This is a genomic window from Parasphingorhabdus sp., from assembly GCF_048267785.1.
In the GTDB taxonomy this organism is placed as follows: domain Bacteria; phylum Pseudomonadota; class Alphaproteobacteria; order Sphingomonadales; family Sphingomonadaceae; genus Parasphingorhabdus.
Genome location: NZ_JBLWWU010000009.1, coordinates 41,266 through 55,971 on the forward strand (window position 1 = coordinate 41,266; position 14,706 = coordinate 55,971).

Here is a 14,706-nt window from a genome sequence, read left to right on the forward strand (position 1 = left end):
TGCATCAAAGCCAGTCGTTCTGGCGATACCATTTTGCCGTATCCTTAAGCCCCGCGCGGGTTTCGATCTGCGGTTGCCACAATTGTGTCGGCAGCCGCCTTTGCGGATTGATCGTCCAGTCATCATGGCAAAAATAATTGACCCGGTCTGTGGTAAGCTTTGCCTTGTCGCGGCGGATCAGGCGGTCAGCCCTCGCACCGAGACGTAATAGCGATTTGGGTACGCCCACTGCAGTGATGCGTTTGCCCATCGCCCAGCCTATGGCTTTGGCAAAGCTGGCCTGGGTCCAGCCACCCGGCTTGCCGTCATCGACCTCGAATATCTCGGCGGTAAAATCTTCCTGTTCGGGTAGCAGCGCAAGCAGTGCCTTGCACAGGTCATCGACGTGGATGACCGACATACGGCCGTCGGCATCGGGCGGTAGCGTGACAAAACCCAGTTTTGCCATCTTGAACAATTCCAACATCTCGCCATCGCCAGGCCCATAAACGGCGGGCGGTCGGATGATCGTCCAGTCAAGGCCGCTAAGCGCGACTATTTTTTCGGCCTTGGCTTTGGTCTCGCCATAGATCGACAGCTCTGGCCGCGTGGCGGCGAGCGAAGAGACGTGGACAAAGCGTTTTGTCCCGGCCTGTTTTGCGGCCTCAATGACCGCTAGCGTACCGGCAACATTGCCCGCTTCAAATCCGGCCTTGTCCGGGGCATTGACAATTCCGGCAATGTGCAGGACCACATCGGCTCCACCGCAAAGATTGGCCAGGCTTGCGGGGTCATCCAAAGCACCGCGAACCCATGTTACACCCGGACGGTCATCCTGTTTGCGCCGCGTCAGGGCGCGCGCTTCATATCCGTTCTGTACCACCAGATCGAGCATCCGGCCCCCCACAAAACCGGTTGCGCCCGTAATCGCGACAGTTTTTTGCAATCTTGCAGTCATTGTAACTAGACCAGCACCATCTGGTTGCGATGGACCACGGCGCTGCGCGGCGCGTAGCCCAACAGGGCCTCCAGCTCCGAACTGCGGCGACCGATTATTTTTGCACAATCAAGCGCGTCATATTCGGCCAGACCGCGCGCAATCGAGAGACCGGTCAGATCCTTGATCTCGACCACATCGCTGCGCTTGAACTGGCCTTCGATAGAAATGATACCGGCTGCAAGCAGACTGCCGCCGGACTGCAAGGCTGCTATCGCGCCATCATCGATCGTAATCGTCCCGGCAGATGTCAGGCGCCCGCCCAGCCAGGCTTTGCGGGCACTGGCACCATCGCCTGCCTTGAACAGCGTGCCGACATTGGTGAGTGCATAGCGCTCTAGCGGATGATCTTCGCGACCGGAAATGATCGACAGCTCAATTCCCGCGAGATTGGCGAGTTTCGCTGCTTCCAGTTTGGAAGTCATGCCACCCGAGCCCAGTCCGGATGAGGAGCTTCCGTCCGCCATTGCCATGATCGAATCATCAACCGATTCGACTAGGCCGATAAACTGTCCATAAGCTTCGCTATCCGGCCTACGGTCGTAGAGTCCGTCTATGTCGGAAAGGAGCAGCACGCGATCCGCCGATGCGGCCTGACCGACACGCGCCGCGAGCCGGTCATTGTCACCAAAACGGATCTCGTCGGTGGCGACGCTGTCATTTTCATTTATCACCGGAACCGCACGATGCTCGAGCAGCTTTTCCAGGGTGGCGGTCGCGTTGAGATATCGTTTGCGATCTTCCATATCATCTAGCGTGAGCAGCATTTGGGCGGCGGTGAGTTGATGGTCACCCAGCAACTCCGACCACAGGCTGCTCAGTGCGATCTGTCCCACCGATGCCGCAGCTTGCGCGTCGGCCAGACTGGCCCGACCGCCTCTGTCCAGATCAAGTTTCCGCGCCCCAAGAGCAATCGACCCCGATGAAACGATAATGACATTGTCACCCGCCTGATGGCGTTTGGCAATATCCGCAATCAGCGTTTTCAACCAGTCCCGCCGCGGTTTTCCGTCTTCGCCGACCAGCAGGGACGACCCGACCTTGACGACGATCGTGTCCGCCTTTGTCGCGTTCACAACGGCGACCAATCTTTGGCGACATCCTCTTTGCCGGAGCCAGGCGTTGTCCCGCTTTTTTGTTCGATCGAACTATTCTCGCCGACCGCTTCGAGGATTTTATCGAGCGCAGCGTCCAGGCCTTCGCCGGTCGCGCCAGATACCGGCAGAACATGTTCCGCACCGGCGGCGCGCAATTGGTCGGCGATATCGGTCATCAGTTCCTCGTCCAGAAGGTCGGCCTTGTTCAGCGCCAATATCTGCGGCTTTTCAGCGAGTCCACCGCCATATTTTTCCAGTTCCTTGGTGACCGTTTTCCAGGCCTTTACCGGATCATCGCCAGTCGCATCGATCAGATGGAGCAATATTTTACACCGTTCGATATGGCCGAGGAAGCGATCACCAATGCCCGCGCCGTCTGCAGCCCCTTCGATCAGGCCGGGAATGTCGGCCAGCACAAATTCACGGCCCTTGTGCCGGACAACGCCGAGCTGGGGATGGATGGTGGTAAACGGATAGGCCCCGACCTTGGCGCTGGCGTTGGTCACTTTATTGATCAGCGTCGATTTGCCCGCATTGGGCAGACCGACAAGACCCGCGTCCGCGATCAGTTTCAGCCGCAGCCAGACCGCTGCTTCCTCGCCCGGCTCGCCGGGCTGGTGCTGGCGCGGGGCGCGATTGGTCGAGCTTTTGTAGCTGGCGTTGCCGCGTCCGCCGATTCCGCCTTCCAGAAAAGTGGCGCGCTGGCCCTCGCGGGTGAAGTCGAGCAAGACATGCTCCTTGTCTTCCGACAATATCTGGGTGCCAACGGGCACTTTGATCACCAGATCATTGCCACCCGCGCCCGTCCGGTTTCGTCCTGCGCCACCCTTGCCCCGCGGGGCTTTGAAATGCTGGGCATAGCGAAAGTCGATCAGCGTGTTCAGGCCTTCGACCGCTTCGAACACAATATCGCCGCCTTTGCCGCCGTTGCCGCCATCGGGGCCGCCATATTGGATATATTTTTCACGCCGGAAACTGACAGCGCCAGGGCCGCCCTGACCCGAGCTGACATAGATTTTGGCTTGATCGAGAAAATGCATGTTGCAGCATTTAGGGATTTGGTGCGGGAAAGGCTAGGCTTTGCTGCAATATAAAGACATAGTCTCGATCCGTCGATCGGCCGGACAAACTAGATGCTCAGACCGCCGTCGACCGCAAAGGCGGCTCCGGTGGCAAATTTGCTTTCTTCCGAGGCCAGATAGACGATCAGATGGGCAATGTCGTCGGGTTCGCCCATATGACCGACCGGCTGGGCCAATGCGAATGATTCCTCGGTTTCTGCCGGATTTGGCGTACCGTCGATAACGCTGCGGACATTGGGCGTCATAATCGTGCCGGGCAGAACCGCGTTGACCCGGACCTTGTTTTTCTCGCGCGCGCAGTAAAGGGCGATGGACTTTGTCAGCATCGGGATCGCGGCTTTTGCGCTATTATAGGCGACCAGATCGGCACTGGCATTGATTGCGGCGGCCGATGACAGGTTGATGATCGATCCGCCCGTCTTGCTCATCAGCGGCAGGGCGCTCTTGCAGCCGAGAAATATCGAGTCGACATCGACGGTGTAACAGCGTTTGAAATCCTCGTAACTCACATCTGCTATCGAACCGAAAACGGTGACCGCAGCGTTGTTTACCAGTACGTCGAGTCGACCATATTTCGCTTCGACATGGGCGATCACTTCGGTCCAACGCTCCGGATCGGTCACATCCTGTTCCAGAAATTCGACATGGTCGCCGAGTTCTGCTGCTGTAGCGGCTCCGGCTTCACTATTGTGATCGGTGATCACTAAGCGAGCGCCTTCGTCGATCAGGCGCTGCGCGGCGGCCTTGCCCAACCCCATCGCACCGCCGGTCAGCAATATGATCTTGTCCTGTACGCGTCCCATTAGTCTCTCCCGGTTTATCCTGACATTCGAAGGGTTCTAACCGCTATTCAGCGGCTTCCAGCTGCTCCATCTGGGCGACGCGGGGATCATTGGGATAGACCCATTCTTCGCCAATTACCTGTTCAACGGCGAGTTCTTCGGGCACGCGGTTGAGACCGATCATCTTGTCGCAATTTTGATGAAAGCTGTAAATGCGCGCTTCCTGATAACTCAGCGGAACGCTTTTGAAACCGTCGCTTTCCATCGACTTCTGGATCATTTCTCCAAATTGTGTGTCCTCAAGGATGATCTGCGACATATTGCGGCCATTGGGCTTGCTCTCGTCCGGTACGGTCCACAGATCCGGGGCCGGGCCATCGCCCCAGTCCATCGCCATGGTCACCAGTTCCAGCCGGGTTGTGTTCAGCGAGGTGGGCCAGAAGATCAGAGGCGGGACGAAAAAATTGCTCAGCGGCGACACCCAGTTGGGAAACATCGTGTAGCTTTGTGTGCAGGTTCGGCCAAATTCGCCAACGCCTTCGATTTCCTGCCAGTTTGGCGGTGAATCGATAGCGCGGACATGTTCGCGGTCGGTGTCCTGAGGTGCGGGGGCAAGCATCCGGGCGTGGCCATTGGGATAGAGAGTGTTCACATTGCGCTTGCTGTCGACCAGGGGGGAGACGGTGTCGGGGTGGATGAAGGGCACATGATAAACCTCCATATTGGCCTCCATCGCGACTTTCCAGTTGCACTGCAGGTCAAAGCTGTGACGCGCGGCCAGCTTGATCTTGTCAAAACGGAACTCTTTCCACTCATCCCACACCGGACCCAGCCACTCTTTCAGCGGCATCGCGTCTTCATCAAAATTGACGAAGATCAGGTTACCCAGCATCTCGCACTTGACCGGAATCAGGCTGCGGCAGGACATGTCGAAATCAGGACCAAAATCCTGTTTTTCCGGCACGCCGACCAGAGACCCGTCGGTCTTGTAAGTCCAGTTGTGATAGCTGCACATCAGCCGCGGGGTCTTGCCCTTTTCCTCGGTCACCACCGGCGCGCCGCGGTGGCGGCAGGTGTTGTAAAAGGCGCGCATTTCGCCGTCCATGCCGTGGACGATAACAAGCGGGTCACCGACCTGTTCCCATTTCATGAAACAGCCGGGTTCGGGGACTTCGTCAATATGACCGGCGAACAGCCAGGTCTTTTTCCACAGATATTGCTGCTCGAGGTCGTAATATTCCTGGCTGGTATAGCGGCCAGCCGGCAAATCGGGCAGATGCGGGAAGCCCGCGGGCGGCGCGGCGCGGCCTGCTTCCCACTCCATCAGACGTTTCATCTGATCGATATAATTCTCGCTCATCGGCATGGTATCAACTCCCTAGGCAGCTGCAATCCTGACCGGAATCGCGCTTTGCATTGCCTGTCCGGTAATCGGATCGAGATGGTCATCGTCGACGATCAGCCGGTTGGTCGAGCCGCCTTTGGTCATCACGTCGCCTTTGCCCGCCTCGCTGTCGCCGAAAGCATGGCTCATCGAGATGACGCCCTGACGAACTTTTTCGTCGGCTTTGGCTAGGCCGAATATCGAGGCGGTGGGCGAGGTGATTTCGATGATTGCGCCGTCTTCAATGCCTGCTGCAGCCAGATCCGCGGGGTTGAAGAACGCCGGATTCGTGGGCATTTTTTCAACGAGTTTCGGGAAGGTATGGCCGTTGCTGTTATAGCGATGCCTGGACCGGCGTGAGATCAGGCGGAAATCGAAACCATCATCGACCGGATCATTGGCGGCATAGTCGATCAACTCGCTGGGCATCGCGCCCGCGTTAAGATCGAATTTCTCCTGTGCGTCCGGATCGGCCGGACCGACCACCGGGTGCAATTCCTCGTATGTGATTGCCGCGCCCTTGCGTTCCAGTGCCGCTGCGTCGGCTTTGGCCTTGCTGGGCTTGAGCAGCGAACCTTCGGAGATCAGATCGAGAATGGTCGCTTTATCGGGGCATGATTCCATCGAAGCCGGACCACCGGGGAAATTCATCTCAATGCCCATATGCTTGGCCAGCCACCAGAGCATTTCATATTCATCCATGGTGTCGCCGGGCGGGGGCACCATGGCTTCGGTATAATGGCCGTAAGCTTCTTCGGTGAAAGCGTCGGAGACATTGTTGATATCTTCGCGTTCGAGACACATGCTCGGCGCGAGGATCATATCGGCGCGTTTGGCGCTGGCCGACATCCACGGATCGACCTGGATGAACAATTCGCACTCGTCCAGCGCGCGGCGGACTTTCTGCTGGTCGGGGAAGGCGATTTCGGGATTGCCGCCGATCGAGATCAGCGCCTTGATCTGGCCTTCGCCGGGCGTCAGGATTTCATCGGCCAGCACGTTGCACGGCATTTCCTTGCCGAGATGGCCAAGACCGCGGATACGCGATTTCGGGAAGCCTTCGCCAAAGGTCGGCATCTTGGGCGCGACTTGCGCTTTCCGGGGGCCGCCCATCAGCGGGTTGAACACCATCGGCGCGGAAACCCTTTCGCCTTCCTGGTTGAAGCGGGCGCAGAGGATGTTGAGCGACGCCACCAGATATTCGGTCAGCGTGCCATTGCCGGCCATTTCCGGACCGGTGCCGGTGACGACGCGACCCTTGTTTGCACCTGCAAACATGCGGGCAGCGGCGACCAGTTGATCCTTGTCGACCCCGGCGCGCTTCGCGGCGATATCCGGTGTCATATGTTTGACCGCCTCTTCCAGTTCTTCCACGCCGTCGACATGGGCGGCGACAAAATTCTGGTCGTAGAGCTTTTCTTCGAAAATCACGTTGAGCATGCCGGCGAGCAGGGCAGGGTCTTCGCCCGGTTTCACCGGAAGATAAATGTCCGCCAGTTTGCCCATGTCGCTGACCCGCGGATCGGCGACGATGACTTTCATGCCGCGCGCTTTGGCGTCGCGCAGGCCACGTGACGGAGAGGATGTCGGCATGCCGCCGGAATAATGGGAGACGATCGGATTATTGCCGACAAACATCGCGACATCTGATTCGGTAAAGGCATTGCCGCCACCCATCCACATGCCATAGCGCGCGGTGGTGAACACCTTGGCCGGCTGGTCGACGGTGACGCTGGTATACCAGTTGCGCGACCCGATGCCCTGGGCGAAGGCATAGGATGTGCCGAGCACGGCGCTGTTCTGGAAGGCATTGGTACCGCAATAGACCGCGATGCTGTGTGGGCCGTGTTCCTCGACCATCTTCTTCATCCGCGCGCCGGCCAGTTTGAGCGCTTCGGCGGTTGATATGTCCTTGAAACTGCCATCGGGCTGGCGGATCTTGCTGGTGATCATCCGGTCGGGAAGATTGTGCATGTCGGGCAGCTGGCGGCCCTTGATGCAGGTATAGCCGTGGAACAGATGGTCTTCCTTGTCGCCCCGCACGGATTTGACCTTATTGTCTTCTACCTCGACGATCATTGCGCAACTTGCGTGGCAAAAACGGCAAAAACTACGCTTGGTCTCGACAGCCATGAATCTCTCCTAATTTCGGAGAAGTCTAGGCGGGGTCAATGGTGACGGCGACTGACAAAAATGCTCGGGAGAATCGTTTTTCTGCCCGCACGCAATCTTTGCCTGTGACGGCCAGCGAATTCAGCTAAGGTCAGCCACTATTGCGCAACGCGGTCGCAATCGCGTTGAGCGACAACTGGATGCCTTCGCCGATACGCGGATCATCTTCGCCTGCGCGCAGCCGTTTCATCAGCTCGATCTGGAGATGGTTTAGCGGCTCGATATAGGGCAGACGCAACTCGATGCTGTTGAACAGCGCCGGGCTTTTCGCCAGCAGGTGCGGCTGGTCGGTGATGTCGAGCAATATATCGCGCGTCTGATACCAGCTGGACCGGATGCGGTCGAAAAATGCCTGCCCCATGTCCTTGTCCTCGACCAGCTCCGCATAGCGGGCGGCTATGCCCATGTCGGACTTGGCCAGGACCATTTCCATATTGGAGAGAGAGGCCTGAAAAAACGGCCAGCTTTGCGCCATGTCCTTCAATTTGGCCTTGTCATCGAACGCGGTGAGCGCTTGTCCGACACCGTACCAGCCGGGCAGCATCACGCGGGCCTGTGCCCAGCTGAACACCCAGGGAATGGCGCGCAAATCCTCGATCTTGTCGCTCTTCGTCCGGCTGGCGGGGCGCGAACCGATCTTGAGCTTGGCGATTTCCGTCAGCGGCGTCATTTGCCGGAAGAAGGTCCGGAATGCATCGTCGCCATAGACCAGATCGCGATATTCGGTGAACGCGACTTGCGAGATTTCGTCCATCGCCACGGCAAAATCGGCCTGCACTTTGCTATCCGTCTGGTCGGGTTCCAGCGAATTGATCAATACCGCCGATGTCATCGCTTCCAGATTGGCTTCCGCGACATCTTCCGTGCCATATTTCGCGGCGATCACTTCGCCCTGTTCGGTGATCCGGATGCGGCCGGCGACGGTCCCCTTGGGTTGCGCCTTGATCGCACCAAAGGCGGAGCCGCCACCACGGCCCACGGCGCCGCCGCGTCCGTGGAACAGCTGCATTTTAATACCGGCATCAGCAAAAATCGGGGTTAAAGCATCGCTCGCCTTGAACAGGCTCCAGGTCGAGGTCAGATAGCCGCCATCCTTGTTGCTGTCCGAATAGCCGATCATCACTTCCTGATGACCGCGCCCTTTCGCGAGCGCGTGCATTTCCGGAAGAGCGAAGAAATCGGTCATCACCTGCGGCGCATTTTCCAGATCGGCGACGGTCTCGAACAGTGGTACCGCCATGACCGGGCAGGACGGCGATGCGCTATCCTCGGTCGGCGCGTGATAGAGGCCCGTCTCCATCAGCAAGACATAGACTTCCAATATGTCGGAAACGCTCTCGCCGTTGCTGATATTATAATTGGTGATGACGTCGGGGCCATATTTGCGGTGCGCTTCGGCGGCGGCCCGGATGATCGACAATTCTTTCGCGGTCTCGTCGCTATAGGTGATCCACGGGCTGGCCAGCGGACGATTGTTGGCCAGCTCGGTGCGCAGCCGCTTGACCCGTGCTGCTTCATCCAGTGCGAGATAGTCATCCTCGACCCCGGCCTGCTTCAGCAGCTCGGCGACAACCCGTTCGTGGACCTTGCTGTTCTGGCGCATGTCGAGCGTGGCGAGGTGAAAACCGAATAGTTCGACCGTGCGGATCAGGCGGCCCAGCGCCCCCGATGTCGCGAAGACGCCCTTGCCGGACGATTTCAGACCGTGCGCCAATATGGCAAGTTCCTCGCGCAACTGTTGCGGATTGTCATAAGCCTTGGCGGACAGCGGAGACATGCGGCCCGGTACATGGTCGCAGAGTTTGAGATGAGTGGCGGACAATCTGGCATAAATGCCCGACAATGCGCGGCGATAAGGTTCGTCCTTGCGGCTCAGCGAATCGTCACCGCTGGCGTCGGCGAGCGCGATGACCGCTTCGGGCACTTCGGCCAGTTCGGTGGAGATGGACAGTTCTGCGCCCAACGTGTGCACGCACATCAGATAATAGCCGATGACGGTTTCGGCGGCGCGTGAAAGTGCCTCTTCCATGGCACCGGCGTCGACGAAAGGATTGCCGTCACGATCGCCGCCAATCCAGCTGTTGAGCTTGAGGAAACTCGGCAGACGCGCGCCCAAAGTCTGCTCCCATTTTGCATAGAGCCGGGGCAGAACGGGCAGGAACACGTCCTTCATGTAACTTTGCGAAATCTGGACTTCGTCGGTGACGAACAGCCGCTCGCGGCGCAGCGGGCGGGTTTGCCAGAGCAGGGCGATCTGGCGCAGGATTGCGGCATCGAGCATGTCGCCTTGCGGGGTTTCCTCTTCTCCCGCATCTTTCATCAACAGAAGTTCGGCAATCCGGGATTTGTGATCGATGATGCTCTTGCGCCGGACCTCGGTCGGGTGGGCGGTCAGCACCGGGGCAATCAGCGCATCATCAAGCAGCTTCAGAATCGCGTCCCGGTCAACCCCTTCGCTGGCGAGCAGTTCGATCGCCTCGACCACGGTCGCGCCTTTTTCAGCCGCGACGCCCTGCCGGTCCTCGGCGAGATTAGCGAGCAGCGAGAACAGCATGAACCCGCGGACAAATGCCAGCGTTTCGTCGAGCGAAAGCGCATCCAGACCTGGGTCTATGGCATCCGCGTCCGCCAGACCGCGATGGCGATCAACGCTGGTCGACCGGATATATTCGGTGCGCCGGTAGAGTTCCTCTCCGCCATAGGAACGAATGACATCGCCCAGCAATTTGCCGAGATATTTAATGTCGGGATTTTGGCGAACGGTGAGTGATTGGGTCATGACGATATGCTGCACTGCGGCAGATAATCGGTCAAGCCAAACTAGAGCCGTGAACCATTAATTTTGACATCAGCCTTGGCCCAGATGATCGCAAGGGCGGCCTTTGCCTTATTTGCCTCATCCATCTTGCCTTGCCGCTCAAGCGCAGCGGCGAGTCCCGACATCGACCAGCCGTTGTGCGGATAGTCTTCGAGGTCTTGCCGGTACACCGCTTCCGCCTCGGCAAACCGCCCTCCGTCAAGCAGCGCCTGGCCCAGCGACTGCCGGGTCGGATAATACCAGAACGGCGGTTCCATATAGGGCAGGCTGTCCTGCTTCTCCACGGCCCGTTCAAAATGGCTGGCCGCGAGATCGGGATCGCCCGACTTGAGCGCTATTTCTCCCTGCAGCAGATCATCGGCGATATTGAGCAGCACGCTAGCCGGGTAGTCCGCGCTGTCGAGAAAACGTATCTGCACCGAGTCCTTCACCGCCGCGAGTTTTGCGCGTTCCGCCTGGGCACCGTCAATGTCCCCCAGATTTGCCATCGCAAGACCGCGCGCATAGCGCCAGATTGCGTTGGAATAGTCGAGATTCCCGGGCGGGGCCGGTTCGGCCATGATGTCCGGCCATTTGCCAAACTGGGCGAGCGTTTGCAGTGGAATGGTCTTGAAAAACTCCACGGTAGGGAATTGTTCGATCTGCTCCAGCCGCACATTTGCAGCGACTTTGCGCGCCGATTCCAGAGCCATTTTGCTTTGACCCGACATGCTGGTGGCTGCCCAGAGGAAATGGATATTGTGCGGATAATATAGCGCCGGATAAAATCCCTGCGCGTTGCAGGCCGCGATATATTCTTCGTCGACGGATGCCGCCCGGACATTGGCCTTGGCCGCATCGTCATAGCGCCCGACGCGCCAGAATATATGGGCCGGCATATGCACAAGATGCCCTGATCCGGGCACCAGATTTGCGAGCGCATCCGCTTCGTCCTCCGCCCGTCCGGGTTGGTCGGATGCCTCGACGGCATGGATATACAGATGGAGCGCGAGCGGATGCTTCGGACTGCGGGCGATGATCCGCTCCAGCGTGGCAATGACTTTCTCGGTCTCCGGCTTTGCTTTACCATCAGCTGACCAATAATCCCACGGCATCGTGTTCATCAACGCTTCGGCATAAATGGCCGCCGCATCGTCATCATCCGGGTGGGCCGCCACGAATTGTTCCATGGCTTCGGCATATGCGAGATCCAGAGGTTCGCGGGCGGTTGCCGGATCGCCGTTATAGCGCTTGGCCTGTGCTTCGATCAGCGCCTGTTCCACTGGTGTGGCCGTGCCTTTCAGGGCCAAGGCGCGATTGATGGCGGCAAAGGCGGATTTCCGGTCGGCCTCGCTCATCACCGCCTTGCCCTTGCTGGTCACATTGATATTGGGACCGGTCGCCAGAGCCTCTCCCCAAAAGCACATCGCGCAACCGGGATCGAGCCGCTGTGCTGCGCGGAAGGAGCGGATGCTTTCGGCGTGGTTGAAACCGAACGCCAGCACCATGCCCTGATTGAAATAGCGATTGGCGGCCGCGGAACTGGTCGAAATTTTGCGACTATAATTGCCCATGCCGTCAAATAACGGTGCGCCCGCCATTTTGGCGATCTCCGCATCAGTCTTGTTTGTAGTGGCAACAGAACCGGATTGGGCTTCTGCGGGTGTGCCGCCGTAACCGCTTAATGCAAGTAGCGCTGCGCCCAATGTCAGATGTGATTTCTTCATATACGCCTCCCGAAGGTCAGGTGGTGGGACTCATCAGATACGCAACATTACGCCGCGAACTATAGCGTAAATTGGTCATTATATCGAGTCTGGACGCAGAGTGGTCCCGAAAGGTCAAATCAGATGAGGCGAAAAAAGGGCATCGCCGTTATTGGCTAGAAACGGCCCTAGCTTTCCAGCTCGATATCCCAATAGAGCCAGTCATGCCACGTATCGTGCAGGAAATTGGGCGGGAAGGCGCGACCATGTTCCTGCAGATGCCAGCTGGTCGGCTTGATTGGACGACTGGCGAGCTGCATATGCGCTTCCTTCGGGGTCCGGCCACCCTTCTTGAGATTGCACGGCAGACATGCAGTGGTGACATTCTCCCAGGTTGTGCGGCCTTGCTGGCGGCGCGGGATGACATGGTCAAAAGTGAGATTGTCAGGCGATCCGCAATATTGGCATTCAAACTTGTCGCGCAGGAACAGGTTGAAGCGGGTGAAGGCGGGATATTCGGACGGCTTGATATATTTCTTGAGCGCAATCACCGACGGGATTTTCATGTCGAGATTGGGACTGTGTACCTCGCGCTCATAGCTGGAGACGATATCGACCCGGTCGAGAAACACCGCTTTTATTGCGGTTTGCCAGGGCCACAGACTGAGCGGATAATAAGAAAGAGGCGTATAGTCAGCGTTGAGGACGAGCGAAGGGCAGCTTTCCGGATGCCTTAGCAAGTCGGGGTGATACATAAGCGCTGTCTCCCTTGTCCTTTACTGCCTGTTCTTTATCCCTAAGAACGTGACATGACGATGACACAAAGAACAATATACTTCTCATGACGTCAAGTACGCAATTGAAACGAGATATTGTGGTGCGTTTTGCCCCCAGCCCCAATGGATTGTTGCATTTGGGCCATGCCTATGCGGCGATGGTCGCGCATGATTTTGCCCGCGAGCGCGGTGGCCGGTTCCTTCTTCGAATCGAGGATATCGATAGCGGGCGCAGCCGCCCCGAATTTGTCGAGGCGATATTGGCGGATTTGCAGTGGCTCGGACTGACATGGGACGGGGACGCGATTTTCCAGTCCGACCGTTTCGAAAGCTATGCTCTGGCGGTGGAGCGGCTGAAAGATATGGATATGCTCTACCGCTGTTTCTGTACGCGGACGAGCATGCGCCAGGCGCAGGAAACTGGTCCGCAGCCGGAAGGGCCGGATGGCCCCATCTATGCGGGCACCTGCCGTCATCTTGACCCTGCTCTGGCGCGGGAAAGGGCCCGAACCGAGCCGCATAGCTGGCGCCTGGATGTTGCCAAGGCGATTGCCAGGACCGGGCCGCTCGATTGGTATGATGAGCGACACGGCGAGCAGATCATCCAGGCGGAGAGGCTGGGCGATGTCATCATCGTACCGAAAGACACGCAGGTTGCCTATCATCTGGCGGTCACGCTGGACGATGCCCGCGATGATATCACCCATGTGGTGCGCGGTGATGATCTTTTCGCCTCCACCGATATCCATCGCCTGCTGCAGGCGCTTCTGGATTTGCCGACGCCAGTCTATTTTCATCACCCGCTGCTGCTCGACGAAAGCGGTGCAAAGCTCTCGAAAAGCCGGGATTCTGCCTCTTTGTCCGCATTGCGGGAAGAGGGCCGCGACGGCTATGCGCTGGTGCAAGATTTACGCCGGGGCATCTTCCCGGTTGGAATCTCTCTTGCTTCGGTTTAAGGTGAATTCATGAGCTATATTTTGATATTGATGATTGTCGCAGCCGCAGGCGCTGTCGTTTATGCACTTGTCCGCGGCCTGATCGCTTTTGCCAATATGAAACCGGGTGACGTCGATGCAGACGGTATTACCGCTTCGCACAAGAAGCAGAATGAAATGATGTTTGCCCGGATCAAATATCAGGCCATCGCGATTGTGCTGGTGGTTGTCTTGCTGGTTCTTGCGGGTGGCCAGAGTTAGTCCGCTCCCCCGCCGATGGTAAAACTCAACAAGATCTACACGAAAACGGGTGACGACGGCACGACCGGATTGGTCGACGGGTCGCGGATTGCCAAGAATAATCCGCGGATGGCGGCGATTGGCGACGTTGATGAACTGAACAGTGCCCTTGGCTTTGCGATTTGCGAAATCACCGATGATGCGCTGGTCAAGACATTGCGGATTGTCCAGAATGATCTCTTCGATCTCGGTGCCGATCTGGCAACGCCCGCAGCAGAGGGCGATGATTTTGCCCCTTCGGCCATGGTCCTCCGGGTTGTACCATCGCAGGTGGAGCGGCTGGAAACAGAAATTGATGCGGTCAACGCTGATCTTAATCCCCTGACCAGTTTCATCCTGCCAGGCGGTTCGAAAGCCGCTGCGGCCATTCATTGCGCGCGCGCAATTGCCCGGCGCACCGAACGCACATGTGTTGCTGCTGCGCAAGAAATTGCCGTCAATCCGCAGGCTCTGGCCTATATCAATCGGCTTTCAGACTATCTTTTCGTGGTTGGGCGAGCGCTCAACAATGGCGGAAAAGATGATATTCTGTGGGTGCCAGGCGCCTCTCGCTAGGCACCGGTATCGCAACGATTTGTGAATTCATGCAACCGACTGGCACAAATATGCGTTGTTGACCTAGCCATTGTTCGCTCTATGTTCTGTAGAGAATAAGAGCCGCCATCGGAGTAGGATTGATCGCCAGCCAACCGCAACGCC

General features: G+C 58.0%; 12 protein-coding genes. 3 read left to right on the forward strand and 9 right to left on the reverse strand.

What is annotated here, in order from left to right; genetic code table 11:
* Positions 1 to 4: 4 nt before the first annotated feature.
* From ACN0VD_RS09070 to ACN0VD_RS09110, 9 genes are all read right to left on the reverse strand, one after another.
* Positions 5 to 925: an NAD-dependent epimerase/dehydratase family protein gene (locus tag ACN0VD_RS09070; protein WP_417593621.1), complete on the reverse strand. Its 921-nt coding sequence runs from the start codon at positions 923 to 925 to the stop codon at positions 5 to 7.
* Positions 926 to 942: 17 nt separating this feature from the next.
* Positions 943 to 2,052, reverse strand: a complete 1,110-nt coding sequence (gene proB, locus ACN0VD_RS09075; RefSeq protein WP_417593622.1) for a glutamate 5-kinase — start codon at positions 2,050 to 2,052, stop codon at positions 943 to 945.
* The gene (obgE, locus tag ACN0VD_RS09080) at positions 2,049 to 3,113 is read right to left on the reverse strand and encodes a GTPase ObgE (protein ID WP_417593623.1); all 1,065 of its coding nucleotides are present in this window, start codon (positions 3,111 to 3,113) and stop codon (positions 2,049 to 2,051) included. The genes proB and obgE overlap by 4 nt, the downstream gene beginning before the upstream one ends.
* Before the next feature lie 89 nt (positions 3,114 to 3,202).
* Positions 3,203 to 3,958: a glucose 1-dehydrogenase gene (locus ACN0VD_RS09085; RefSeq protein ID WP_417593624.1), complete on the reverse strand. Its 756-nt coding sequence runs from the start codon at positions 3,956 to 3,958 to the stop codon at positions 3,203 to 3,205.
* A gap of 43 nt (positions 3,959 to 4,001) precedes the next feature.
* The gene (locus ACN0VD_RS09090; RefSeq protein ID WP_417593625.1) at positions 4,002 to 5,297 is read right to left on the reverse strand and encodes an aromatic ring-hydroxylating oxygenase subunit alpha; all 1,296 of its coding nucleotides are present in this window, start codon (positions 5,295 to 5,297) and stop codon (positions 4,002 to 4,004) included.
* A gap of 18 nt (positions 5,298 to 5,315) precedes the next feature.
* Entirely contained in the window at positions 5,316 to 7,454 is a 2,139-nt protein-coding gene (locus ACN0VD_RS09095) for a molybdopterin-containing oxidoreductase family protein (RefSeq protein WP_417593626.1), read from the reverse strand.
* Between the two features lie 130 nt (positions 7,455 to 7,584).
* Positions 7,585 to 10,272, reverse strand: a complete 2,688-nt coding sequence (ppc, locus tag ACN0VD_RS09100; protein WP_417593627.1) for a phosphoenolpyruvate carboxylase — start codon at positions 10,270 to 10,272, stop codon at positions 7,585 to 7,587.
* A 41-nt stretch (positions 10,273 to 10,313) separates the two neighbouring features.
* Positions 10,314 to 12,017, reverse strand: coding sequence for a tetratricopeptide repeat protein (locus ACN0VD_RS09105; RefSeq protein WP_417593628.1), 1,704 nt, complete (start codon positions 12,015 to 12,017; stop codon positions 10,314 to 10,316).
* A gap of 167 nt (positions 12,018 to 12,184) precedes the next feature.
* On the reverse strand, positions 12,185 to 12,751 hold the full coding sequence (locus ACN0VD_RS09110; protein ID WP_417593629.1) for an HNH endonuclease: 567 nt from the start codon (positions 12,749 to 12,751) through the stop codon (positions 12,185 to 12,187).
* 86 nt (positions 12,752 to 12,837) lie between these two features.
* Here ACN0VD_RS09110 and gluQRS point away from each other — a divergent pair, with 86 nt between their 5' ends.
* Genes gluQRS through ACN0VD_RS09125 form a run of 3 tightly spaced genes read left to right on the forward strand, consistent with a single transcriptional unit; the run spans position 12,838 to position 14,562 of the window.
* Positions 12,838 to 13,728 carry a tRNA glutamyl-Q(34) synthetase GluQRS gene (gluQRS, locus tag ACN0VD_RS09115; RefSeq protein ID WP_417593630.1) on the forward strand — a complete coding sequence of 297 codons (891 nt, stop codon included), beginning with the start codon at positions 12,838 to 12,840 and terminating at the stop codon, positions 13,726 to 13,728.
* Positions 13,729 to 13,737: 9 nt separating this feature from the next.
* The gene (locus ACN0VD_RS09120; protein ID WP_417593631.1) at positions 13,738 to 13,968 is read left to right on the forward strand and encodes an HIG1 domain-containing protein; all 231 of its coding nucleotides are present in this window, start codon (positions 13,738 to 13,740) and stop codon (positions 13,966 to 13,968) included.
* Positions 13,969 to 13,983: 15 nt separating this feature from the next.
* Entirely contained in the window at positions 13,984 to 14,562 is a 579-nt protein-coding gene (locus ACN0VD_RS09125) for a cob(I)yrinic acid a,c-diamide adenosyltransferase (RefSeq protein WP_417593632.1), read from the forward strand.
* Positions 14,563 to 14,706 lie beyond the last annotated feature (144 nt).